General features: G+C 68.2%; 23 protein-coding genes. 14 read left to right on the forward strand and 9 right to left on the reverse strand.

Annotated elements, in window-relative coordinates; genetic code table 11:
• Positions 1-79: 79 nt before the first annotated feature.
• Positions 80-1,639 carry a DHA2 family efflux MFS transporter permease subunit gene (locus AB0H76_RS14000; RefSeq protein WP_357322444.1) on the forward strand — a complete coding sequence of 520 codons (1,560 nt, stop codon included), beginning with the start codon at positions 80-82 and terminating at the stop codon, positions 1,637-1,639.
• Positions 1,640-1,701: 62 nt separating this feature from the next.
• Here AB0H76_RS14000 and AB0H76_RS14005 read toward each other — a convergent pair whose 3' ends face one another.
• The gene (locus AB0H76_RS14005) at positions 1,702-2,139 is read right to left on the reverse strand and encodes an SRPBCC family protein (RefSeq protein ID WP_357322446.1); all 438 of its coding nucleotides are present in this window, start codon (positions 2,137-2,139) and stop codon (positions 1,702-1,704) included.
• 199 nt (positions 2,140-2,338) lie between these two features.
• Between AB0H76_RS14005 and AB0H76_RS14010 the strand changes: the two genes are divergently transcribed.
• The 7 genes from AB0H76_RS14010 (at position 2,339) to AB0H76_RS14040 (ending at position 8,914) form a co-directional block, all read left to right on the forward strand.
• The gene (locus AB0H76_RS14010; protein ID WP_357322449.1) at positions 2,339-3,781 is read left to right on the forward strand and encodes an ATP-binding protein; all 1,443 of its coding nucleotides are present in this window, start codon (positions 2,339-2,341) and stop codon (positions 3,779-3,781) included.
• The gene (locus AB0H76_RS14015) at positions 3,778-4,200 is read left to right on the forward strand and encodes a roadblock/LC7 domain-containing protein (protein WP_357322452.1); all 423 of its coding nucleotides are present in this window, start codon (positions 3,778-3,780) and stop codon (positions 4,198-4,200) included. The genes AB0H76_RS14010 and AB0H76_RS14015 overlap by 4 nt, the downstream gene beginning before the upstream one ends.
• Positions 4,197-4,544 carry a DUF742 domain-containing protein gene (locus tag AB0H76_RS14020; protein ID WP_357322455.1) on the forward strand — a complete coding sequence of 116 codons (348 nt, stop codon included), beginning with the start codon at positions 4,197-4,199 and terminating at the stop codon, positions 4,542-4,544. Before AB0H76_RS14015 ends, AB0H76_RS14020 begins: the two co-directional genes overlap by 4 nt.
• Positions 4,519-5,118: an ATP/GTP-binding protein gene (locus AB0H76_RS14025; protein ID WP_357322458.1), complete on the forward strand. Its 600-nt coding sequence runs from the start codon at positions 4,519-4,521 to the stop codon at positions 5,116-5,118. The genes AB0H76_RS14020 and AB0H76_RS14025 overlap by 26 nt, the downstream gene beginning before the upstream one ends.
• Complete coding sequence (locus AB0H76_RS14030; RefSeq protein ID WP_357322461.1) at positions 5,115-6,365, forward strand: cytochrome P450; 1,251 nt, start codon at positions 5,115-5,117, stop codon at positions 6,363-6,365. The genes AB0H76_RS14025 and AB0H76_RS14030 overlap by 4 nt, the downstream gene beginning before the upstream one ends.
• A gap of 11 nt (positions 6,366-6,376) precedes the next feature.
• Complete coding sequence (locus AB0H76_RS14035) at positions 6,377-7,603, forward strand: cytochrome P450 (protein WP_357322464.1); 1,227 nt, start codon at positions 6,377-6,379, stop codon at positions 7,601-7,603.
• A gap of 81 nt (positions 7,604-7,684) precedes the next feature.
• On the forward strand, positions 7,685-8,914 hold the full coding sequence (locus AB0H76_RS14040) for a hypothetical protein (protein WP_357322467.1): 1,230 nt from the start codon (positions 7,685-7,687) through the stop codon (positions 8,912-8,914).
• 6 nt (positions 8,915-8,920) lie between these two features.
• On the opposite strand, the gene AB0H76_RS14045 is transcribed toward AB0H76_RS14040, so the two are convergent.
• A complete protein-coding gene (locus AB0H76_RS14045; RefSeq protein ID WP_357322470.1) occupies positions 8,921-9,628 on the reverse strand; it encodes a hypothetical protein in 708 nt (235 codons plus the stop codon).
• Positions 9,629-9,759: 131 nt separating this feature from the next.
• Between AB0H76_RS14045 and AB0H76_RS14050 the strand changes: the two genes are divergently transcribed.
• On the forward strand, positions 9,760-10,131 hold the full coding sequence (locus AB0H76_RS14050; protein ID WP_357322472.1) for a VOC family protein: 372 nt from the start codon (positions 9,760-9,762) through the stop codon (positions 10,129-10,131).
• Here AB0H76_RS14050 and AB0H76_RS14055 read toward each other — a convergent pair whose 3' ends face one another.
• From AB0H76_RS14055 to AB0H76_RS14065, 3 genes are all read right to left on the reverse strand, one after another.
• Complete coding sequence (locus AB0H76_RS14055; RefSeq protein WP_357322475.1) at positions 10,132-10,512, reverse strand: DUF1304 domain-containing protein; 381 nt, start codon at positions 10,510-10,512, stop codon at positions 10,132-10,134.
• A 140-nt stretch (positions 10,513-10,652) separates the two neighbouring features.
• Complete coding sequence (gene glpK / locus AB0H76_RS14060; protein ID WP_357322478.1) at positions 10,653-12,173, reverse strand: glycerol kinase GlpK; 1,521 nt, start codon at positions 12,171-12,173, stop codon at positions 10,653-10,655.
• A complete protein-coding gene (locus tag AB0H76_RS14065) occupies positions 12,170-12,943 on the reverse strand; it encodes an IclR family transcriptional regulator (protein ID WP_357322481.1) in 774 nt (257 codons plus the stop codon). The genes glpK (AB0H76_RS14060) and AB0H76_RS14065 overlap by 4 nt, the downstream gene beginning before the upstream one ends.
• A gap of 131 nt (positions 12,944-13,074) precedes the next feature.
• Here AB0H76_RS14065 and glpK (AB0H76_RS14070) point away from each other — a divergent pair, with 131 nt between their 5' ends.
• The 4 genes from glpK (AB0H76_RS14070) to ald all read left to right on the forward strand — a co-directional run bounded on the left by glpK (AB0H76_RS14070) (position 13,075) and on the right by ald (position 18,271).
• Positions 13,075-14,592, forward strand: coding sequence for a glycerol kinase GlpK (glpK, locus tag AB0H76_RS14070; protein ID WP_357322484.1), 1,518 nt, complete (start codon positions 13,075-13,077; stop codon positions 14,590-14,592).
• A 32-nt stretch (positions 14,593-14,624) separates the two neighbouring features.
• The gene (locus AB0H76_RS14075) at positions 14,625-16,376 is read left to right on the forward strand and encodes a glycerol-3-phosphate dehydrogenase/oxidase (RefSeq protein ID WP_357322487.1); all 1,752 of its coding nucleotides are present in this window, start codon (positions 14,625-14,627) and stop codon (positions 16,374-16,376) included.
• Positions 16,377-16,450: 74 nt separating this feature from the next.
• The gene (locus AB0H76_RS14080; RefSeq protein ID WP_357322490.1) at positions 16,451-16,966 is read left to right on the forward strand and encodes a hypothetical protein; all 516 of its coding nucleotides are present in this window, start codon (positions 16,451-16,453) and stop codon (positions 16,964-16,966) included.
• Between the two features lie 195 nt (positions 16,967-17,161).
• Positions 17,162-18,271 (forward strand): alanine dehydrogenase, encoded by a 1,110-nt coding sequence (gene ald / locus AB0H76_RS14085; protein WP_357322492.1) that lies wholly within the window; start codon positions 17,162-17,164, stop codon positions 18,269-18,271.
• 10 nt (positions 18,272-18,281) lie between these two features.
• On the opposite strand, the gene AB0H76_RS14090 is transcribed toward ald, so the two are convergent.
• Entirely contained in the window at positions 18,282-18,791 is a 510-nt protein-coding gene (locus AB0H76_RS14090; RefSeq protein WP_357326174.1) for an Lrp/AsnC family transcriptional regulator, read from the reverse strand.
• Positions 18,792-19,131: 340 nt separating this feature from the next.
• Between AB0H76_RS14090 and AB0H76_RS14095 the strand changes: the two genes are divergently transcribed.
• Positions 19,132-20,055: an EamA family transporter gene (locus AB0H76_RS14095; RefSeq protein WP_357322494.1), complete on the forward strand. Its 924-nt coding sequence runs from the start codon at positions 19,132-19,134 to the stop codon at positions 20,053-20,055.
• Here AB0H76_RS14095 and AB0H76_RS14100 read toward each other — a convergent pair.
• From AB0H76_RS14100 to pruA, 3 genes are all read right to left on the reverse strand, one after another.
• Positions 20,030-21,475, reverse strand: coding sequence for an amino acid permease (locus AB0H76_RS14100; protein WP_357322497.1), 1,446 nt, complete (start codon positions 21,473-21,475; stop codon positions 20,030-20,032). The genes AB0H76_RS14095 and AB0H76_RS14100 overlap by 26 nt on opposite strands.
• A gap of 81 nt (positions 21,476-21,556) precedes the next feature.
• The gene (locus tag AB0H76_RS14105; RefSeq protein WP_357322500.1) at positions 21,557-22,543 is read right to left on the reverse strand and encodes a proline dehydrogenase family protein; all 987 of its coding nucleotides are present in this window, start codon (positions 22,541-22,543) and stop codon (positions 21,557-21,559) included.
• Positions 22,543-24,180 (reverse strand): L-glutamate gamma-semialdehyde dehydrogenase, encoded by a 1,638-nt coding sequence (gene pruA, locus AB0H76_RS14110; RefSeq protein WP_357322503.1) that lies wholly within the window; start codon positions 24,178-24,180, stop codon positions 22,543-22,545. Before pruA ends, AB0H76_RS14105 begins: the two co-directional genes overlap by 1 nt.
• Between the last annotated feature and the right edge of the window lie 118 nt (positions 24,181-24,298).

A 24,298-nucleotide genomic window follows, 5' to 3' on the forward strand; every position in this document is an offset into this window, starting at 1 on the left:
CGGGAGGGTGGCGCCGGTCACCCTCCCGACCGTCGGGATATGTCTGGTTATTTGACCGGACACCTGGCACCCTTAACCGGTGACATCACCTCCGGATATCAAGGCCGACAAAGACCCGGCCGACGACAAGCTCGACGCGGGCGTTTTCAAAATTGCCGGCGTTGTCGTGCTCGGCGCGATCATGTCGATCCTCGACATCACCGTCGTTACCATCGCAATCCCAGAGTTCCAGAAGGATTTCGGCTCCAGCTACGCCCTGACGGCGTGGTCGATGACCGGGTACACGCTGGCTCTGGCCACTGTCATTCCGCTGACCGGTTGGGCGGCCGACCGTTTCGGCACCAAGCGCCTCTACATGTCGGCGCTGGCGTTCTTCGTGCTCGGCTCGGTGCTGTGCAGCTTCGCCTGGAGCATCGAAACATTGATCGCGGCCCGCGTCGTGCAGGGTATCGGCGGCGGCATGCTGATGCCGCTGGGCATGACCATCATGACCCACGCCGCCGGCCCGCAGCGGATCGGCCGCGTGATGGCCGTGCTCGGTATTCCGATGCTGCTCGGCCCGATCGGCGGCCCGATCCTCGGCGGCTGGCTGATCGACGATTTCTCCTGGGAGTGGATCTTCCTGATCAACCTCCCGCTGGGCATCATCGCGCTGACCTACGCGTTCTTCATCCTGCCCTCGGACAAGCCGCAGCCCGCGGAGTCCTTCGACTTCATCGGCATGCTGCTCGCCTCACCGGGTTTGGCGCTGTTCCTGTTCGGTGTGTCCTCGATCCCGGATGAGGGCAAGGTGACCGCGCCCAAGGTGTGGGTGACCATGCTGATCGGTGCGGCATTGCTGGTGGCGTTCGTCTTCCACGCCCTGCGCGCCAAGCACCCGCTGATCGATCTATACCTGTTCCGCAACAAGTCGCTGCTGTTCTCGGTCCTGACGATGACGCTGTTCGCGGCCGCGTTCTTCGGCGCGGGTCTGCTGCTGCCGTCCTACCTGATCTCGGTGCAGGGTGAGAACTCGTTGTCGGCCGGTCTGATGCTGGCGCCACAGGGGTTGGGCGCCATGCTGACCATGCCGATCGCGGGCCGCCTGGTCGACAAGATCGGGCCCGGCAAGATCGTGCTCACCGGCATCACGGTGATCAGCATCGGCATGGTGTTCTTCACCCAGCTCGAGGCGGACACCTCGTACCTGTGGCTGGGCAGCGGCCTGTTCATCATGGGCCTCGGCATGGGTTGCACCATGATGCCGGTGATGACGGCGGCCATCCAGACGCTGACCCACCAGCAGGTGGCGCGCGGTTCGACGCTGATGAACATCATCAACCAGACCGCCGGTTCGATCGGCACCGCGACCATCGCGGTGATCCTGACCAACCAGATGAAGGACAAGGGCCTGCCGACCGCGGGCACGTCCGCGGAACCGGCGGTCGCCGCGCCGGATCCGGCCACGCTGCCCCCGGAAGCGGCGGCGGAGTTCGCGGCGCAGAAGGCGCACGCGCTGAGCCTGGCCGCGGATTCGTTCAGCAACACCTTCGTGGTGGCGCTGGTGCTCATGGTGCTCGCGCTGATTCCGGCGTACTTCCTGCCGCGCACCAAGCCGGCGGTGCCGGTCGACGGCGACGCGAAATTGCTGGTGCACTAGCACCGGTACTCCTCGGGCCCACGATGTTTCGGCATCGTGGGCCCGAGTCGTTTCCGGCCTGGTTACTTCGTGCCGTACAGCTCGACGAACTTGTCCAGCGACTTCTCGATATCGCCCTTGATCGCCCGCGCCACCGTCGAGCCGATCGGGCCGAACAGCGGCCGCCCGCCGAGTTCGATGTCGACGGTGACCTCCGAGCCCGAACCCTTGGGCGCCACCAGCAGTTGCAGACCCAGTTTGGTGCCGCCCTTGCCCGCGCCGCGCAGTTTCAGCAGGCGCGGGGCATCGGCCTGCTCCACTGTCCAGGTCACCCGATTGCGGAAGCCCTTGACCGAGGCGACGCCGACCAGCGTGCTGCCCACGGTGAGTTCGGCCGGCACCTCGCTGCGCCAGGCTTCGTGCATGGTGAGCCACTGATCGAGCTCGGACAGATTCGAGGTGTGCGCCCACGCTTGCTCGGGAGGTAGCGGGACATCAACGGAAACCTTCAGCTTCGCCATGCGCGCATGGTAACCGGTACCGGCGGTCCTTCGAATCTGTAAGAGTTGCTGAACGTTACGCCGACGGCGGGATCCTGCTAGGGTGGGCGGGTCCGCGGGAGCGTGGTGTGATCGCCTGTCCCGCAGGCAATGTGAGGCTAGAGCCTTGTTTGTCGGCGGGTGTGAAGGAAAGGCGTGACGTAGCCGGATGAACCTAGACATGGCCGAGGTACTTCCGTGGATCATCGCTCCGGTGCTGGTCATAGCCGTGGTGGCGTATTACGTCAACGCGGGTAGACGCCAGCAACAGCGGATCGACGAGCTATCCCGTCAACAGCGAGCCTACGAGGACACCCTCGAATCGTTCGCTGTCCATACTGTTCCGGCGATCTCGGATGCCATCCGGCGTTTCGAGAACCCGAACAACAAGATCGAAGCCCCGGAGGGGCTGGAGAACTCGCGCTTCGTGCAGTGCCTGCAGTGGCTCGGCGACCGCTATGCCGACGAGTTGCGGAAGGTGCAAACCGACGCCGAGGATCGCAAGCGCGGCGCGATCGAGCAGGCCGACGCGGCCGCCCGGACCGAGGTCACCTCCTCCGCGCGCGATGCCACCAGCGGCGCGGTCCGCGCCTTCGGCACCTCGGTGGTCAGCCTGGGCGCCGACGCGGGTCAGGTGGTCAGCGCCGCCTTGCGCGCGCACCGCGATGACGAGGTCTACGCGACGCTCACGCGCATCGACCACACCGTCCAGCAGATGATCCGCCAGGCCCAGTCCTACGTCATCGTCTGTGGCGGCCTGCCCGGCCGGCGCTGGCCCGCCCAGTCGCTCACCGACGTCGTCGGTGGCGCCACCGGCCGCGTGCGCGATTACCTACGGGTCCGAGCCAACCAGTCCGAGCGCGTCGTCATCAGCCGCGCGGTCGAGCCGATCGTGCACACGCTGGCAACCCTGCTGGACAACGCGCTGCGCTACTCGCCGCCGACCTCCTTCGTGGACATCAGCTTCCAAGAGGGGCACCACGGCGTCACCGTCATCATCGACGACGCGGGCGTGCGGATGAATGCCGAGCAGATGGAGGAGGCGCGCCAGATCCTGGCGGGGGAGCGCACCGTGGACATCCATCAACTGGGTCCGGCCCCGAAGGTCGGTTTCCCGGGCGTGGCCGCCCTGGCCCGCCGCTACGGATTCACCGTCTACATCGACGGACCGAACGCCTACGGGGGTATGCGCGCGATGGTCTATATTCCCGAATCCCTGCTCGCCGCAGCGGTGGTCGCGCCGGTCGCCGACGTCGTGCCGCGGCCCGAGCCGGCGCCGGCCCCGGCACCGGCGCCTGTCGAACGTGAGAGTGAAGGCGTGGATCAGCCGTTCGCGGTGCACGAGATCACCAGCGGCGGCTTACCCAAGCGCCGCCGTCGCCCGGTCGCCGCTCCGGGCGGGTCCGCCGCACCGACTCGGCCGTCGGTGCAGCGCACCGAGCCGGGCCTGCCCCGGCCGGATATCGCCGCCGCCTGGCAGACCGGATCCAAGAGCGGTCGCGCCGCCGCGGCCGACGACGAGCCCGCGCCCAGCGCCGCGGGTCCGGAGGCGGCACCGCCGCAGCATGATCATGAAGGGCCCAGCGAGCACCGCCAATTCAGCACGGAAGGGACGACGCCTTGACGAGCACCGCCACCGATTCCAGTAACAAGCTCGGCTGGTTACTCGAAGAGCTCACCATTCCCGGCGTCAGATTCGCGGTACTGCTATCCGAGGACGGTCTGCGCATCGCGCACTCGGAGGGCATCACCCGCGACAATGCCGAACGCTTCTCCGCCGCGGCCTCCGGATTGCGTTCGCTCGGCAAGGCGCTGGGGGAATTCTGCGGCGGCTCCGCGAGCAACCTGCGCCAGAACATGACCGAGTACGACGAGGGCATGATCTTCATCACCGCCGCCGGAGACGGTGCGCTGCTTGGTGTTTCGACCACCAGTGATGCCGATGTCAGCCTGGTCGCGCACCGGATGAACGAACTCGCCGGCCGGGTCGGCCACGAGCTCGGCAATTACTCGCATCGGAGAGCGGACAGCGATCGGCGATGACCAGGCCACGACGCGATCCCGACCTCGTCCGCTCGTATGTGCGCACCGGAGGGCGTTCGCGTCCCAGCCGGGAGCTGGACCTGGTAACTCTCGTCGTCGGAGCGGGTAGCAACCTGCCCCAGGGCGCACGGCCGGAAGCCCGGCGCGTGCGGGAGGTGTGCGATCGTGGCGCGCTTTCGATCGCCGAGATCGCCGCGTATCTGGACCTGCCGCCATCGGTGGTCAAGATCGTGGTCTCCGACCTGCTCGACAACGAATGCCTGGCCATACCCAGGCCGGCCAATGTGCCGCAGCTGGCCATTCTCAAGGAGGTTCTGGATGGGCTCCGCGCTCTCCCGGCTTGATGTCAATTATGTGCCGGAGACCGTGACCCGATCGGTAAAGCTGTTGGTGGCCGGGAACTTCGGCGTCGGCAAGACGACGTTCGTGAGCAGTGTCTCGGAGATCACGCCGCTGCGCACCGAGGAGACCATCACCGAGGCCAGTATCGGCATCGATGACATGGCCGGGCTCGGTTCGAAGACCGAGACCACGGTCGCCATGGATTTCGGCCGCATCACGCTGAATCCGCAACTGGCGCTGTACCTTTTCGGCACTCCCGGCCAGCAGCGCTTCGTGCCGCTGTGGGAGGAGCTGGCCCGAGGCGCGCTGGGCGCGCTGGTGCTGGTCGACACCCGGCGGATCGAGCGTTCCGACGAGGTGCTCTCGGTGCTCGAGGAACGCGGCGTGCCGTACTCGGTCGCGGTCAACGCCTTCGAGGGTGCGAAACGCTTTCCGCCGGAAGAGATTCGGGACGCCCTGGATCTCACGCCGGAGACCCCGCTCACCGTGCTCGACGCGCGCGACCGCGGCACCTGCCTGCAATCGTTGGTCACGCTCGTCGAATTCCTGTTCCATCGTCAGGAGTCCCTGCTGTGACCTTGCCGCCCCAGGCGCCGAGCTGCCCCGTCCCGCACGGTTCGCCGGTCGACACCGACGGCCCGCGGGTCGCGCTTTTCTCCGAGGAGTACGCCAACCATCCGCACCGCACCTACGCCGACATGCGCAGTAGGTACGGTTCGCTGGTTCCGGTCGAACTGTCGCCCGGTGTGCCGGCGACCCTGGTGATCGGCTATCACACCGCGTTGCGGATCCTCAACGATCCCGACCACTTCCCGGCCGATCCGCGCACCTGGCAGCAGCACGTCCCCGGCGAGTGCCCCATCCTGCCGATGCTGGAGTGGCGCCCGAACGCGTTGCGCAGCGCGGGCATCGAGCATCTGCGTTATCGGCAGGCCAACCTGGTCGCGGTCGGCGCGGTCGACCTGCACGCCCTGCACAGCACCGTGGAACGCCTGGCGATCCCGCTGATCAACACCTTCTGCGGGGACGGCTTCGCCGATCTGATCAGCCAGTACGCCTTCCCGCTGACCTTCGCGGTGCTCAACGACATCCTCGGCTGCCCGCCCGATATCGGCCAGCAGGTGGCCACCGGCATGGCCGCCATCTTCGAGGGCGTCAACGCCGACAAGGGCAACGCCATGCTGGCGGACGCGCTGATGGATGTCACCCTGCGTAAGCGCAAGGAGCCCGGCGACGACATCATCTCGCGGCTGCTGGCCCACCCGGCGAACCTGACCGACGTGGAGATGATCCACCAGCTGGTCACCCTCTACGGCGCGGGCATCGAGCCCGAGCAGAACCTCATCGTGAACACGCTGCTGCTCATGCTCACCGACGACCGTTTCGCCGGAAACCTGCTGGGCGGCAGCCTTTCCACGCGCGACGCCCTGGACGAGGTGCTGTTCACCGACCCGCCCATGGCCAACTACTGCGTCTCCTACCCGCGCCAGCCCATGCTCATCGACGGCGTGTGGCTCCCCGCACATCAGCCGGTCGTGATCAGCATGGCCGGCTGCAACAACGATCCCGCGATCAGTGCGGGCGAATACACCGACAACCGTTCACATCTGGCGTGGAGCCTGGGCCCGCACGCCTGCCCCGCTCGGTCGGTGGCCTACCTGATCGCCCAGGACGCCATCGACCAAATCCTTGACGCACTACCGGAAATGCGCCTGGGAGTTCCGACCGTCGCCCAGCTCAACTGGCGGCCCGGTCCTTTCCATCGCGCGCTGGTGTCCCTCCCGGTCACCTTTCCCAAATCCCCACCGCTGCATGTGTTTTAAGGAGTGAAGTCATGGACAGTCAGCCCATTGTCCTGGATCCCGCCGGCACCGACATTCAAGGTGAGGCCGCGCGCATCGCCGAGCGCGGTCCGGTCACCCTGGTCGAGTTGCCGGGCGGTGTGCGTGCGTGGTCGGTGACCGACGCCGAGGTGCTGAAGAAGCTGCTGATCGATTCCCGGGTGTCGAAGGATCCGCGTCAGCACTGGCCGGCCTTCATCAACGGTGAGGTGCCCCAGGACTGGCCGCTGTTCCTCTGGGTCGCGGTGAACAACATGTTCACCGCTTACGGCGCCGATCACCGCCGACTACGCAAGCTGGTGGCGCCAGCGTTCACGCATCGACGCACGGAGGCCATGCGGCCGCAGATCGAACGCATTACCAGCAAGTTGCTCGACGAACTGGCCGCCATCGACGGGCCGGTCGACCTACGCGAGGGATTCGCGTATCCCCTTCCGATCCAGGTGATCTCCGAACTCATGGGCGTGCCCGAGTTCCTCAACGACGGCCTGCGCGGGTGCGTCGACGGCATCTTCGACACCTCCCTGAGCCCGGAGGAATCGCAGGCCAACTACATGGAGATGTACCGGATCCTCGGTGAGCTCGTCGCCTACCGCCGCGAGCACCCCGGTGACGACATGACCAGCCTGCTGATCACGCACCGCGACGAGGAAGACGACACCCAGCTCCAGGAGCAGGAGCTGATCGATACCCTGCTGCTGGTCATCAGCGCGGGTCATGAGACCACCGTCAACCTGCTCGATCAGGCCATCTACGCCCTGCTCACCCGGCCCGGCCAGCGCGCCGCCGTCGTCGACGGCAATGTCGCCTGGTCCGATCTCGTCGAGGAGTCGCTGCGTTTCGAAGCGCCGGTCGCGCATCTGCCGCTGCGCTTCGCCGCCGACGACATCGAGCTCGACGGCGGCATCAAGATCGCCGCGGGAGACCCGATCCTGGCCTCCTACGCCGCGGCCAACCGCGACCCGAAGCTGCACGGCGAGACCGCCGGCGAATTCGACGTGACGCGACCGTCCAAGGAGCACTTGGCCTTCGGCCACGGCGTGCACCACTGCCTGGGCGCACCCCTGGCCCGCCTGGAAGCCCTGATCTCCCTGCCGGCGCTGTTCGAGCGTTTCCCGGACATGACCCTCGCCGCCGACCCGGCCGAACTCGGCCATGTCGCCAGCTTCATCTCCAATGGGCACCGGGTGCTGCCGGTGCGACTGAACGCCGCGGAGTAGACCGCGCGGGTTTCCGGATCCTTCGCTTCGCGCATCCCGCGAAGCGAAGGATCTTTTGCTGTCCGGGAGGGGAAATTTATCTTGCGAGAGCGTCGGCTCGGGACCTGGTTCCTGCGTGGTATGGGTGTGGTGGTGACGATCGCGTGCGTGGTTTCGATCGCGCGGTTCCTCTGGCCGTCAACGGATTTGGACGAGCAGCCCGGGGGTACCTATCGGCAGTTGTCGTTCGTGCGGGCGGCGATCGAGGACGGGGCCGATAAGGAGGCGCAGGGACTGTTTCCCGAAGGGTATTTCTTCCTGAACGCGCTCTACGGCCTCGCGTGGGCGCAGGCGGGGCAGCACGATCCGCAGCGCCGGGCGCAGGCGCTGCGGGAATCCCGTTGGGCGCTGGACAGAGTGGAGTCAGCCGACGGGAGGGCTGCTTTCGATCGACGGTTGCGGCCTGCCTACGGCGTGTTCTGGGCGGGCTGGTCCAACTGGCTGCGCGGTGCTGTTCTGGCGCTGGACGGCGGCGCGGATACCGCGCTGGTGCGGCGATTCGAGCAGAGCAGTGCCGAAATCGCGGCGGCCTTCACCGATTCGGCGACGCCGTTCTTGCAGGCCTACCCGGGTCAGGCGTGGCCGGTCGATGCGACGGTCGCGATCGCCTCGCTGCGGTTGCACGACCGGTTGCGCGGGGCGCGTTTCGAGGCGACGATCACGCGCTGGCTCGGCGACGCCCGGGCTCGGCTCGATCCGGCGACCGGGCTACTGCCGCACGAGGTTTCGCCGGACGGTTCGATTGCCGACGGGGCCCGCGCCACCTCGCAGACGATGATCCACCGCTTCCTCCCGGAGATCGACGCGGAGTTCGCCCGTGCCCAATACGCCGCGTTCCGGCGGCAATTCCTCGCCTACCCGGGCGGTTTCGGCCCGGGCCTGCGCGAGTACCCGCATGGTCGCGACGGCGCGGGTGATGTCGATTCCGGCCCGCTGGTGGCGGGGGTCAGCCTGTCCGCCACCGTCGTCGCGCTCGGGGCGGCCCGGGTGAACGGCGATCCCGAACTCGCGGCGGCGCTGGGTTCGGAAGGTGAACTGCTGGGCTTGCCGCTCACCCTGCCCGGCAGCAAACGCTACGCGTTCGGGCTGGTCCCGATCGGCGATGCCTTCGTGGTGTGGTCCGCCACCGCGCGACCGCTCACCACACCGTTCGTGCCCGCGCGGGACTACGGTCTCCGATGGTGGTGGCGGATCCCGTGGCTCCTGCTCCTAGGGGTACTCGCCCTCGCGCCCTGGGTGCGGCCCGTGGTCCGTCGAATCGGGGCGGGGTAAGGGCGGCTACTCCTCTTCGATCAGCTGCTCGTAGGCGTGCAGCCCGGCCAGGATGGTTGGGTGGTGCCGGTAGTCCCGCCGGGCCTCGTCGAGGAATTCCACGACCTCCTCGTAGTGCTGGGCGCCGTAGTCGGTGGGGTACCGCTGCGCGGGCTCGGAGGGCGGTGCCCAGCGCAGGCCGTTTGCGGCGACGAAGTCGGCGACCGCGGCCGTCTCGGTCAGAGCGGCGGCCAGCTCCGGCAGCCGGTCTCGATAGATATCGGCGCCGGCCGAGGCTGGGCCGAAGAGGCGTTCGAGCCGTTCGGCCACGGGTCGCTCGGACCCCGCGGTGGCGATGGCGGCCCAGACCGGCTCGGCGATCAACGCGAAAACGATCAGGTCGCCGTCCAGCGTGGTCGAGTCGGCAGAGAGAATTTCGTCAGCGATATCGCAATGGGTCCGCTCGATGCGCTGGAGTAGCTCCTCGATCTCATCGCCGGAAATAAGCCCGGTGAATCGGCCCTCGCGGCTCCGCTCGTGGAAGTAGCGCAGCACCAGTTCGGTGTTCCGATCCTCGTCGATCCCATCGATGCCGCCTTGGCGATCGTAGGTGCCGTGCATACCCAGGGCGAGGGGGCGGTACTCGGTGCCGGATCGCCGCAGCACGACCGCGGTGGCGTCGGTGATCTTCAGGCTGATCCCGGTGATCATGCAGCGGCAGTCGTAGAAACCCATCGAAAACTCCTGTGTCACGGTTGATTCCGGCGAGGCGCAACGCTACCGGGTCGGTCGGACAGGTGGACGTCTGAGACCGCTGTCTTCGGGTAACCGGGAAGTGTCTGAATTCGAACTTCGAGGGAGGATCAATGGCGAACGGGATCGGAAGACTGCGGAGCGTGGTGCTGGATTGCCCGGAGCCGCGCAAGCTGGCCGAGTTCTACGCGGGGCTGCTCGGCGCCGAGGTGATCGAGGACGCGGACGACGACTGGGTCGTGACCGCGGATCCCGAGGGGCGGCGGATAGCGTTTCAGACCGCACCCGAGTATCGGCCGCCGCGGTTCCCGGATCCCGAAGCGTCGCAGCAGATGCATTTCGACGTGCTGGTCGACGATGTCGAGAGCGCGCACCAGCGGGTGCTCGAGCTCGGAGCCACGCTGGTGCAGGAGGACACCGGCGATGACTTCCGGGTTTTCGCCGACCCGGTCGGGCACATCTTCTGCCTGATGTGGCTGACCTGATCAGAGCTGTGTCAGCGCGGCGAGCAGCGTCAAGGCGGGGATGGTGCCTTGGGAGGCGGCGGCTTTGAGCATGCGACGGTCGGTGCCGACCAGGACCAGCGCCGCCGCGAGCATCGAGCCGCAGCCCATGAGGATCAGCGCCCAGCCGGCGGCGGGGCAGGGGCGGACGAGGAAGACGCCCACCACGGTGCCGATCGCCAGGAAGAGGTTGTAGAAGCCCTGGTTGTACGCCCACGGCTTGACGGCCTCGAGTTCGGTGTCGTCGACCAGGAACAGGCCCGCGTGCACCTTGCGGTCGCTGAAGCGCAGGCTTTCCAGGCTGAAGATGTAGACGTGGATCAGTGCGGCCAGGACCGCCAGAATCTGCACCACTGCGAGCACGGGGCCTCCTCGGATCGGTCTCTGCGGGATGGCGTGGGCTGCGGGAACAGTCCGGTGAGCACCGTAGCTGCGAGGTTGCCGCCGGACCGGATGCCGCGCCGCACCAGGCATCGATGATGGCATCATCGGCCGGGCGCGTTCTACGGTTCGCCCGGCTCGGTCCAGTTATAGGTCAGATCGGCGGCCTGCGACCAGCGCCGATACTCGGTGTCGCGGCGGGCGGTGGGCAGGGCAGGCAGCCAGCGGCCGGCGGTGTGGCGGTTGCGGCGCAGGCCGGTCATGTCCGGCCAGAGCCCGACCGCGAGACCCGCGGCGTAGGCGGCGCCCAGGGAGACGGTTTCGGAATACAGCGGGCGCTCCACCGGCACGCCGAGGGCATCCGAGATCTGTTGCATCAGTAGGTTGTTGGAGGTCATGCCGCCGTCCACCCGGAGCTCGGTCAGGGGGCGGCCGGTGTCGGCGTTCATGGCGTCGACCACCTCGCGGGTCTGCCAGGCGGTGGCTTCCAGCACCGCGCGGGCCAGGTGCCCCTTGGTGATGTAGGAGGTCAGTCCGGCGATGACGCCGCGGGCTTCGGAGCGCCAGCGCGGCGCGAACAGCCCGGAGAACGCCGGTACCACATAGCAGCCGCCGTTGTCCTCGACAGTGCTTGCCAGGGTTTCGATTTCGGGTGCGGCCCCGATCAGGTCGAGCCGGTCGCGCAGCCACTGCACCAGGGTGCCGGTGGCGGCCATCGAGCCTTCGAGCGCGTAATGCGCGGGCTCCCGGCCGATTTGGAAGGCGACGGTGGTGAGCAGGCCGTGCTTGGACGGCACCGGTTCGGTACCGGTGTTGGTGAGCAGGAAGCTGCCGGTGCCGTAGGTGCATTTCGCCTCACCGGCGTCGAAACAGGTCTGGCCGAACAGCGCGGCCTGCTGGTCGCCGAGCGCGGCCGCGATGGGGATGCCGTGCTCGGTGTGCCCGTAGATCTCGGCGTTGGAACGGATGCCGGGCAGGATCGCGCGGGGGATGCCGAAGAAGTCGAGCAGCTGGTCGTCCCAATCCAGGGTGTGCAGGTTCATCAGCAGGGTGCGGCCCGCGTTGGTGACGTCGGTGATGTGCACGCCGCCGTCCGGGCCGCCGGTGAGATTCCAGATCAGCCAGCTGTCCATGGTGCCGAACAGGATCTCGCCGCGTTCGGCGCGCCGGCGCAGACCTTGCTGGTGTTCCAGCATCCACCGGATGCGTGGGGCGGCGAAGTAATTCAGCAGGGGCAGGCCGCTGCGCTCGGCCACCTCGGCCGCCAGCGGCTGCCGGGCCAGTCGCGCGACCAAGTCTTCGGTGCGGGTGTCCTGCCAGACGATGGCGTTGCCGACCGGCCTGCCGGTGCGCCGATCCCACAGCACCGTGGTCTCGCGCTGGTTCGCGATACCGATCGCCACCACCTGATCGGTGGTGATCGCGGCCTTCGCGATCACCCGGCCGACGAGATTGCCGACGTTCTTGCGGATCTCCACCGCGTCGTGCTCGACCTGCCCGGCCGCCGGATAGAACTGCCGGTGTTCGCGCTGGGCGACCGAGACCAGGTGTCCTGCGGCGTCGTAGAGGATCGCCCGGCTGGAGGTGGTGCCCTGATCGATCGCCATCACGTAGCGCGCCTTCGGTGCGCGCTCGGTGCTCATGACTGCACCCGGGGCCGCTCGCCGCTCAGATCGCGCGAGATCGACATCGCGGCGGTGTGCACCAGATCCACGAGTTTCGCGCGGGCCGCCCGCTCGGTGACCCGGTCGATCGCGACGACCACGCCGATCGCGCCGACGACCCGGCCGCCCGCGTCCCGGATCGGAGCGGCCAGCGCCGCCCGGTCGCTGTTGAATTCGCCGATGTCCTCGGCATAGCCCTGCGCGCGGACCCGCGCGATCTCGCTGTGCAGGGTGCGGGGCGCCGTGATCGAGCGCGAGGTGAAGGCCGGCAGGGACGCGGCCGTGGCCCGTTCGGTCAACCCCGGCGTATACGCGAGCAGAACCTTGCCCAAAGCCGTCGCGTGCAGCGGGAGTTCGATTCCGAGGCGGAGCTGCTGGGCGCTCCCGTCGGGCCGGAACACGTGGTGCACGATCTGCACGCGGACACCCCGCAGCACCCCGATGCGGACCGATTCCCCCGACCGTGCGGCCAAGGTGTCGCCCCAGTTCATCGCGACCGAGCGCAGCACGTTGGCGTCGAACGGCCGCGGCGCCATGCCGAGCGCGGCCGCCCCGATCCGGTATTTGCCGGAATGCGGGTCCTGGTCGATGTAGCCGACGCCTTGCAGCGTCCGCAGTAGTCCGTGCGCGGTGGGCTTGGGTAAGCCGAGCACCGCCGCGAGTTCGCCGACGCCGATGCCGAAGGGCGCGTCGGCGACCACGCTCATGATCGCGGCGGCGCGCTCGATCGACTGGATCGGTCCGGGCACGGTCCCACCGTAGCGCGAAATCGTTCGACATTGTCGAACGGGGACCGTTGAAGCTCGCACGTCCGGTCCTTACGTTCGGTAATGGCTCCCCAGGATCGAGGCCGGAGCCGGATCACGACAACGGAGATGTGATGCCAGACCTCATCGGAGCGGTCGACCAGGGCACCACCAGCACGCGCTTCATGGTCTTCGACCGCGCGGGCACGGTGGTGGCACACCATCAGCTCGAGCACGAGCAGATCCTGCCGCGCCCGGGCTGGGTGGAACACAATCCCGTCGAGATCTGGGAGCGCACCTCCGCCGTCATCCAGACCGCGCTGAACTCGCACGGCCTGGCCGCGAGCGATCTGGCCGCGCTCGGCGTCACGAACCAGCGGGAAACCACCGTCGTCTGGGACCGCCACACCGGCCGCCCCTACTACAACGCGATCGTCTGGCAGGACACCCGCACCGATCGGATCGCCGCTGACCTGGACGCCACCGACGCCGGCCGGCTCATCCGCCACCGCGCGGGCCTGCCGCCGGCCACCTACTTCTCCGGCGGCAAGATCCGCTGGATTCTCGACAATGTCGAGGGTGTGCGCGCCGCCGCCGAGCGTGGTGACGCGCTGTTCGGCACCATCGACACCTGGCTGCTGTGGAATCTGACCGGCGGGGTGCGCGGTGGCGTGCACGTCACCGACGTCACCAACGCCAGCCGCACCATGCTGATGGATCTGGAAACCCTGGACTGGGACGACGAGTTGCTCGCGCTGTTCGGTGTCCCGCGCGCTATGTTGCCGTCCATCAGGCCCTCTTCCGATCCCACCCTGTACGGCACCACGTGCCCGCGCGGCCCGCTCGGCGGTGCGGTGCCGGTCGCCGCCGCCGTCGGCGATCAGCAGGCCGCCATGATCGGCCAGGTCTGCCTGGACGCGGGCGAGGCCAAGAACACCTACGGCACCGGCAACTTCCTGCTGCTCAATACCGGTGCGGCACTTGTACGTTCGAACAACGGGCTGCTCACCACCGTCTGCTACCAGTTCGGCGGGCAGCAGCCGGTGTACGCGCTGGAAGGATCCATCGCCGTCACCGGTTCGGCCGTGCAGTGGCTGCGCGATCAGCTCGGCATCATCCAGGGCGCGTCCCAAAGTGAAACGCTGGCAAGCGAAGTCGAGGATAACGGTGGCGTGTACTTCGTGCCCGCCTTCTCCGGCCTCTTCGCCCCGCACTGGCGTTCGGACGCGCGCGGCGCGATCGTCGGGCTGACCCGCTACGCCACCAACGCCCACATCGCCCGCGCCACCCTCGAAGCCATCTGCTACCAGACCCGCGATGTCGCCGACGCCATGTTCAAGGACTCCGGTGTGCCACTGGAGGTCCTGAAGGTCGACGGCGGCGTCACCGCCAACAGCCTCTGCATGCAGATCCAGGCCGATGTGCTCGGCGTGCCGGTCAGCCGGCCGATGGTGTCGGAGACGACCGCCCTCGGCGCGGCCTACGCGGCGGGCCTGGCGGTCGGATTCTGGGAAAGCCCAGCGGAATTGCGCCAGAACTGGCAGGAGCGCACCCGCTGGCATCCGCAATGGACCGACGAGCAACGTGCCGCCGGTTACCACGGCTGGGGCAAAGCCGTCGGACGCACCCTCGACTGGGTGCCCACTCACTAAGGAGCGTGTCCATCGTGAAGAAGGAAACCGCAATGCGTTCTCTCACCGCACCCGTCGCGATGAGCCCGGAGGCTCGGCAGCGCGCGCTCGACACCATGGCCGCCACCGAACTCGACGTGCTGGTCATCGGCGCGGGCGTAGTCGGCGCCGGCGCCGCCCTCGACGCTGTCACCCGCGGGCTCACCGTCGGCCTGGTCGAGGCCCGTGACTACGCCTCCGGAACCTCCAGTCGCTCGTCGAAACTCGTGCACGGCGGGTTGCGCTACCTCAAGCAGCTCAACTTCCGGCTGGTGTTCGAGGCGCTGCGCGAACGACGGCTGATCCTGGAAACCCTGGCGCCGCACCTGTCCAAGCCCGTCGAGTTCGTCTACCCGCTGGAGAAGCCGGTCCTCGACCGCGCCTGGGTCGGCACCGGCGTCGGCGTCTACGACGTGCTCGGCGCGGGCCGCGGTGTGCCTTCGCACTTCCGGCACCAGAGCAAGGCCAAGACCCTGCGGCGGTTCCCGGGCGCCAAGCGCGGCGCCATCCACGGCGGCGTCAGCTTCTACGAGGGCCAGCTCGACGACGCCCGGCACACCATGATGCTTTCGCGCACCGCCGCCTCGCACGGCGCGCTCGTCGCCTCCAGCGCCCGCGTCGTGGACTTCCTGCGCGAAGGCGGCCGCGTCGTCGGCGCGCTGGTGCAGGACCTGGAATCGGGCCGCAACATCGAGGTGCGCGCCAAGCGGGTCGTCAACGCCGCCGGCGCCTGGACCGACGAGCTCCAGGAAATGCTCGGCGGGGCCAGCCAATTCAAGATCAAGGCGTCCAAGGGCGTGCACATCGTGGTGCCCCGCGACCGGATCGCGTCCGAGACCGGGCTCATCACCGAAACCGAGAAGAGCCTGCTGTTCGTCATCCCGTGCCCGTGGAGCGACGAGCACTGGGTCATCGGCACCACCGACACCGGCTGGGAGCACGACCTGGCGCACCCCGCCGCCACCCGCGCCGACATCGATTACATTCTGGCGCATGTGAATCGGCTGCTGGAAACGCCGATCGACCACGACGACATCGTCGGCGTCTACGCCGGGTTGCGTCCGCTGCTGGCCGCCGGTGACTCCGAGCAGACCGCCAAGCTCTCCCGCGAGCACGCCGTCGTGCGCCCGGTCCCCGGGCTGATCATCGTGGCGGGCGGCAAGTACACCACCTATCGTGTGATGGCCGAGGACGCGATCGACCTGGCCGTGGCGGATCTGCCCGGTCGCGTCGCCAAGTCCTGCACCGCGCGTGTCCCGCTGGTCGGCGCCGACCAGTACCGCGAACTCGCGCAGTCCCGCGCGCGGCTGGCCGAGGTCTTCGATGTCGACATGGGCACCGTCGACCACCTGCTGGGCCGCTACGGCAGCGCCGTCACCGAACTCCGCGAACTCATCGACGCCGAACCGGAACTCGGTGCCCGCCTGGGCAACTCGCGCTACCTGAAGGCCGAGATCGTCTACGCCGTCACCCACGAGGGCGCCCTGCACCTGGACGACATCCTGGCCCGCCGCACCCGCCTCTCGGTCGAAACCGGCGCCCGCGGCGTCGACATCGCCCCCGAGGTAGCCGCCCTCGTCGCCCCCTACCTCGGCTGGGACGACCTCCGCATCGTCCGCGAGATCAAGATCTACCGGCGGCGTGTGGAAGCCGAAATCGCCTCCAACATGCAGGCCACCGACGAAGAAGCCGACGCCATCCGGGTCTCCGCACCGGACTCCCGCGAGTCCTTCGGGTTCCCGCTGGAGGAGTCGATCTCGGTCTGAGCCGCCCCACTGAACCCCGACCGGTAAGCCGGTCGGGGTTTTTGGTGTCTGGTCGAGCGGGCAGGATGTCCTTCGTGGAGGAGCTCGGTGACGCCGCGGACAAGTTCGGGCGTGGGGAAGTGCGGCGGGAAGACCTGCCGATGATCGCGGCGCACGCCTTGGCGCGGGGCGTGGATTCTCCGGCCCTGGGTGAGCTCGCGGGACTGCATCGCAACGACAGCGACGGAGCGGCGGAGTTGTTCCGGGTCGCGCTGGTCGAAGTGGGGTTGCTCGATCCCGATGCGGCGGACTGGCCCGGTGGGTCGGTCGAGGTGCTGCTGCGGCGAGTTCGGCATCGTGCCGAGCGGCTGGTGGCCGGTGCGGGGTGCCCCGCGTGCCACGGCGGAGCCATTGCCGCGGGGTTGGTCGAACTTCACGACTTCGGTGAACCGTGGGAGTCGGTGCTCGGTCGGCGGGTATGGGATTTCGAGTTGCCGACTATCCACTGGGACGAGCGGCCGGACGATCGTGCATCGCTGACCCGGGAGATGCGTGCGGCCGCCGCTGAACTGCTCGATGCGCTGCCCTGCGCTGCCGGGTTCAGCGACTGAGGTCCATCCCTTGCTCCGAAGATGTTTCGTGTCTCGCTCACGAGAAGGCTCGAATTCCGCCGATAGCGACGTATCCTGCGTGTATTCAAGAATAATATTCAGAAATATAGATGTGATCTCGCAGAAAGTTCACACTCAATAGTGAAGCGTCCGGGGCCCCGGGCCGTCCAGTCGACTGAGTGTCAGGAGTGAAAGATGAAGATCGGGGTGCCGCGGGAGGTCAAGAATCACGAGTATCGGGTGGCGTGTACGCCCGCCGGAGTGCGGGAGCTCGTCGCGCGGGGGCATGAGGTGGTCGTGGAGGCCGGGGCCGGGGTGGGCTCCGGGTTCGAGGATGCGGCGTATCAGGTCGCGGGGGCGCGGGTGCTGGCGACGGCGGATGCGGTGTGGGGGAGTGCGGATCTGGTTCTGAAGGTGAAAGAGCCGGTGGCGCAGGAGTATTCGCGGATGCGCGACGGGCAGGTGCTGTTCACCTATCTGCATCTCGCGGCGTCGAAGGAGTGCACCGACGCGCTGCTGGAGTCCGGGATCACTTCTATTGCGTACGAGACGGTTACGGGCCGCGACGGTTCGTTGCCGTTGCTGGCGCCGATGAGTGAGGTCGCGGGCCGGTTGGCGCCGCAGGCGGGGGCGTATCACCTGATGCGCAGCGAAGGTGGGCGCGGGGTGCTCATGGGTGGCGTGCCGGGGGTCCGGCCGGCGAAGGTCGTGGTGCTCGGTGCCGGGGTGGCGGGCCGCAACGCGATCGCCGTCGCACTCGGCATGCACGCGGAGGTGATCGCGCTGGATGTGAATATCGCGCGGTTGCGGGAGATCGATGAGCAGTACCGGGGGCACGTGCGCACGATCGCGTCCAACAGTCAGGAACTGGAAACCACAGTGCGCGAAGCGGATCTGGTGATCGGCGCGGTGCTGGTGCCGGGCGCCAAGGCTCCCACGCTGGTGCCGAACGAACTGGTCGCGCAGATGAAGCCGGGCTCGGTCCTGGTCGACATCGCCATCGACCAGGGCGGCTGCTTCGCCGACTCGCACCCCACCACCCACGCCGACCCGACTTATCGGGTACACGACTCGGTCTTCTACTGCGTGGCGAATATGCCCGGCGCGGTACCGAATACCTCCACCGTCGCCCTCACCAACGCCACACTGCCCTACGTACTCGAACTGGCCGACCGGGGCTGGCGCGACGCCATCGCCGCGGACGCGGGCCTGGCCGCCGGACTGAGCACCCACGCGGGCAAGCTGCTGTCCGAATCGGTCGCCGCGGCCCACGGATATCCGGTCGGCCGCCTGGTCGCCGCCTGAACTCGACCGCTCAGGCTTGGGCGAGTGTGGTGCGCGGCCGCAGGTGCTCGAAGATGAGGATCGTTTCGGTCGAGGACACCGCCGGATGCGCGCTGAGGTGCTCGAGCACGAACCCGCGCAGTTCTTCGGTGTCGGCGGTGGCGACGTGGATCAGGTAGTCGTCGCCGCCGGCGATGAAGTACACGTTCAGTACTTCTTGCAGCGCCGAGAGCTGCTGACCGAACTCGGCCAGGTGCTTGCGCGAATTACTTTGCAGCCGAACGGAAATCATCGCCTGTAGGCCGCGCCCGAGGGCGGCCGGATCGATTTCGGCGTGGAACCCGCGGATGACGCCGCGCTCCACGAGTGAGCGCACCCGCCCGAGACAGGTGGACGGCGCGATCCCGGCCGCCGCGGCCAGCGCGTTGTTGGTCATGCGCCCGTCGCGCGCGAGATGGTCGAGCAGCACCCGATCGATGTCGTCGATCGGCACCGGGGTGCGCGGCCGGGCCGGCGCGGGCGGTAACCCCGCTGCCGACACTGCGCCGCGCCGCCGCTCGGTCCTGCCATGTTCGCTCACAGGGGTCACCGTACCGAAAATGATTCGCCAGGATGCGCGGACTTCGAATCATCGTTCGCGGATCTGGGCTGTGACGATAGATATGCGCTATAAGGCTCGCGAATTCGCATGTGCTTCTCCGCGCGCCCCCGCTAGTATCGACGCCGTGGACACCACTTATTGGCACGCGGTCACGCCGCCCCCGGTCGCCTGACCGGGCGCACTTCCGCGGTAGATCCGGCACCGCCCCGCTGATCAGCGGGGCGTCGTTCGTGCGCCCGTTTCGAAACCCATCGGTCTTCGACAACGGAAGTTCACGACTGTGTCCAACGACGTCTGCTCCACCCCTGCCGCCACCTCCGGCGGCGCCGCCCCGATCCTCACGGCCTCCGTGCTGTGGGGGACCACCGGAACGGCCAGTTCGCTGGCACCGGCCGGTGCGCCCGCCGCGGCCATCGGCTCGGCCGGCCTGTTCCTCGGCGGCCTGCTCCTATTCCTCACCGGTCACTGGAATCCATTGCGGAACACCGTGATACATCGCGGTTACACCGCGCGAGAGCGGCGCCTGCTGCTGCTCGGCGCGCTCGCCGTCGCGGGCTATCCGGTGACCTTCTATCCCGCCGTGGCGCGCACCGGAGTCGCGGTCGCCACGGTGGTCGCACTGTGCGGCGCACCGATTTTCGCCGGTGCGCTGGCCTGGGCCACCGGACGCTCGCGGCCCGCCGCGCGGTGGCTCGTCGCCACCGCGGCGGCGGTATCCGGTTGCGTCGCACTGGTACTCGGCCACCAGCTGACGGGCGGCAGCACCGAGATCGATCTCCTCGGCATCGGCCTGGCCGCCGTGGCCGGATTCGTCTACGTCGTGTACGCGCTGGTCGGCGGCGAACTCATCACCAGCGGCCACGACTCCGCCCGGGTGATGGGCGTGATGTTCGGCGCCGCCGGACTGTTCGTGCTCCCCGTGGTGCTGAGCACCGAGGCCGCGTGGCTCCTGAGCGCCCGTGGCCTGGTCGTGGCACTGCACCTGGCGGTGTTCACCACCTTTCTCGCCTACCGCCTCTTCGGTTACGGCCTGCGTCACACCACCGTCGCGGCGGCGACCACGCTGACCCTCGCCGAGCCCGCCGTCGCGGCGATGCTCGGCGTCACCGTTCTCGGGGAACGTCTGCCATTCCTATCCTGGTGCGGCCTAGGGATTCTCGCGTCCGGCCTGGTGCTGCTCAGTCTTTCGCCAAGGACTCGCTGACCGGTTCGGGGCCGGTCTGTTCGAGCTTGGAGTGGGTGCGGGAGTACCCGATGTAGATCACCAGCCCGACCACCAGCCAGGCCCCGAACCGCAGCCAGGTGTGCCACGGCAGCGACAGCATCAACCACACCGAGGCGATCACGCCGACGATCGGAATCACCGGCATGAGGGGAAGTTTGAACGAGCGCGGCGCGTCGGGCCGGCGGTAGCGCAGCACGATCACGGCGATGCACACCACCACGAACGCCATCAGGATGCCGATATTGGTGAGCTCGGCGACGGTGTTGATCGGCAGCAGCCCGGCCAGGATCGCCGAGCCGATGCCGACGATCCAGGTGACCCGGGTCGGCACCTTGCGTACGGGATGGGTCTTGGCGAACCACGCCGGCAGCAGCCCGTCGCGGCTCATCGCGAACCACACCCGGGTGACGCCGAGCATGAAGGTCAGCACGACGGTGATGATGCCCACGATCGCGCCGATCGCGATGATGTTGGCGACGCCGGGCATGCCGACGGCCTTGAAGGCCGAGGAGAACCCGCTCTCCGGGTCGATCTCGGTGTACTTCTGCATGCCGGTGAGCACCAGCGTCGCCAGCACGTAGAGCACCATCGCGATGGCCAGCGAGTAGATGATCGCCTTCGGCAGATGCTTGCGGCCGTCGACCGACTCCTCGGCCGCCGTGCTCATCGCGTCGTAACCGAAGACCGCGAAGAAAACCGTTGCGGCGCCGGTGAATACGGCGGCCGTACCGAACGGGAAGTACGGGGTGTAATTGGCGCTGTCGATGTGGAAGACGCCGAGCACGATGATCAGCAGCACCAGCGCGACCTTGAGGCCGACCGCCACCGTCTCGAACCGGCCGACGCTGCGGATGCCGCGCGAGAGCAGCCACGCGGTGCCCAGGCAGAACACCACCGCGAACACGTCGACGACGCGCCCGTCGCCGGTGCCGTGCGCGCCCAGCATCCAGGTCGGCAGGTCGATGTCGACCTGTTCGAGCAGGAACTTGAAGTACCCGGAGACGCCGATCGCGACGACCGCAGCCACGGCCACGTATTCGAGCAGCAGGTCCCAGCCGATGAACCAGCCGCCGATCTCACCGAGCGCCACATACCCGTAGGTGTAGGCCGACCCGGCCTTGGGGATCATGCCCGCGAACTCGGCGTAACACAGCGCGGCCGCGGCACTGGCGAGGCCGGCGATCAGGAACGAGATCAGCACCGCGGGCCCGGTCACCGAATGCGCGACCGACCCGGCCAGCGCGAAGATGCCCGCGCCGATGATGCCGCCGACGCCGATCGCGGTGAGCTGCCAGAGACCGAGGTGCTTGGCGAGGCGCTCGTCGGTGGGCACCTCGTCGTCGATCTCCTGGATGGGTTTGCGGCGCGACATCTGACGGCGCATCTCCGCGTTGAACATGCGAGTTCCTTTCCTCGCTGCCGCCCGCCCGGACCAGGTGTACGGGCCGGGCGGGCGGCAGGACAGCACTGTGAGCTGTGCTCAGCTAAACCGACCGGCGGGTGTGGCGGGCGGGGAATCGGTGAAATTGCCGGGGGTGAGGGCGCGCAGGAAGAACACCAGATTGGCGGGGCGCTCGGCGAGCCTGCGCATGAAGTAGCCGAACCATTGATCGCCGTAGGGCAGGTAGACCCGCAGCCGGTGACCGGCCTCGGCCAGCCGCCGCTGTTCCGGGTCGCGGATGCCGTAGAGCATCTGGAACTCGAAGTCGCCGGCGGCGCGTCCGGCCGCGCGGGCATAGCTCTGCGCGGCATCGATCATCCGTGGATCGTGGGTGGCGACCATGGGGTAACCGTGCCCGTCCATGAGGATCCGTAAACACCGGAGGTAGGACTCGTCGACCTCCGCCGGGCGCTGATAGGCGACGCTCGGCGGCTCCCGGTAGGCGCCCTTGCACAGGCGGATCCGGGAACCGGCGAGGTCGCGGCAGTCCGCCGCGCTGCGTTTCAAGTACGCCTGCAAGACGGTGCCCAGCTCCGGGAAGTCGCCGCGCAATTCCGCGACGATCGCCAGGGTCGAATCGGTGGTGGTGTGGTCCTCGGCGTCGATGGTGACCGCGACGCCCACCGCCTGCGCCGCCGCGCAGATCTCGCGGGCGTGGTCGAGGGCGATCCGGCCACCGTCGCGCGGCAGTGCCTGCCCGAGGGCGGAGAGTTTCAGCGACACCTCCAGCGGGCTCCCGCCACCGGTCCCCGGCACACGCGCCAGGGCCGACAACAGCGCCGAGTAGTGCTCGACGGTGGCGCGGGCCTGACCGATGTCGGTGGTGTCCTCGCCGAGGTAGTCGATGCTGATCCGGCGGCCCGACTCGAGCAGAGCCGCGGCGGCGGTGATCGCCTGGTCCTCGGTGTCACCGGCGACGAAGCGGTCGACCAGCCGCCGCGTGACCGAGCGGCGGCGCACGGTGCGTTCCAGGCGCGGGGACCGGGCCGCGGCCAGCATGGCGGGACGGAGCAATCCGGTGACCATCACGGCTCCTGATGCGGGTAGCGGTGGTCGGTGGGCGGGACGAAGGTCTCCTTGATGGTGCGCGCCGAGGTCCAGCGCAGCAGGTTCAACGGAGACCCGGCCTTGTCGTTGGTGCCCGAGGCCCGGGAACCGCCGAACGGCTGCTGACCGACGACCGCGCCGGTCGGCTTGTCGTTGATGTAGAAATTGCCCGCGGCGAACCGCAACGCCCCGGCGGCACGGGCGACGGCCGCGCGGTCGGTGGCGATGATCGACCCGGTCAGCCCGTAACCGGCGCCCTTGTCGACGAGATCCAGTGCGGCGTCGAAGGATCCGGGCACCGAGTCGTCGTAGACGTGCACAGCCAGGATCGGCCCGAAGTACTCGGTGTGGAACGCCTCGTCGGCCGGATCGTCGCCGAGCAGCACCGTCGGGTCGACGAAGTAGCCGACACTGTCGTCGGCCTGCCCACCGGCCGCGATCGTCAGGCCCGCGGTCGCCTTGGCCCGCTCCAGCGCGTCGACGTTGCGTTCGTAGGCGCGCCGATCGATCAGCGCCCCACCGAAATTCGCGAAATCGGTGACATCGCCGTAGGACAGTTCGGTGACCTGCTCGACCAGATCCGAGCCCATCCGCGCCCACACCGACTTCGGGACGAAAGCGCGCGAGGCCGCCGAGCACTTCTGGCCCTGGTAGTCGAACGCGCCCCGGAGCAGCGCGGTGGTCAGCACCTGCGGATCCGCCGAGCTGTGCGCGATCACGAAGTCCTTGCCGCCGGTCTCACCGACCAGTCGCGGATAGGACTGGTACTCGGTGAGATTCGCCGCCACCGACCGCCACAGATGCTGAAACGTCTTGGTGGAACCGGTGAAATGCACCCCGGCCAGTCGCCGATCGGCGAGCACGACATCGGAAACCTTCGGGCCCGCACCATGCACCAGGTTGATCACCCCGGGCGGCAGCCCCGCGGCCTCCAGTAGCCGCATCGTCCAGTAGGCCGCGACCGACTGCGTCAGTGCCGGTTTCCAGATCACCGTGTTACCCATCAGCGCCGGAGCGGTGGGCAGGTTGGCCGCGATCGCGGTGAAGTTGAACGGCGTGACCGCGTAGACGAACCCCTCCAACGGCCGGTAGTCGAGGCGATTCCACACCCCGGGCACCGAAATCGGCTGCTGCGCCAGGATTTCCCGCGCGAAGCTCACATTGAACCGCCAGAAGTCCACCAGCTCGCACGGTGCGTCGATCTCGGCCTGATACGCCGTCTTGGACTGGCCGAGCATGGTGGCCGCGGCGATGGTCTCGCGCCACGGTCCCGCCAGCAGGTCCGCGGCCCGCAGGAAGATCGCGGCGCGATCCTCGAAAGACAGTGCGCGCCACTCGGGTGCGGCCGCGCTCGCCGCATCCACCGCGGCGCGCACGTCCCGCGCCTTCGCGGCGGTGACGGTGCCGAGCACCGCCGCGTGCCGGTGTGGCTGCACCACCTCGATCACCGGCCCGTCCGTGCGCCGGTGCACACCGCCGATGACATTGTTCACCTCGGTCCGCTCGGATCCGAGTTCGTCGAGTTTCGCTCGCAGCGTGGCCCGTTCGGGGCTGCCCGGCGCGAAGGTGCGCACCGGTTCGTTGACGGGCGAGGGTGTGGTCGCGATGGCGTCCATGAATACCTCCTGGGTAGCGCGGTAGCACTGGAGGCCGAGTCAACTCCGCGAAGTCCTGCGAAAGATCGGCCGATCGGACAAAGATGGGCTGTCGCTGTTGTCCGATCAGCCGAAGGTT

Source organism: Nocardia sp. NPDC050712 (genome assembly GCF_040654295.1).
Lineage (GTDB): Bacteria > Actinomycetota > Actinomycetes > Mycobacteriales > Mycobacteriaceae > Nocardia.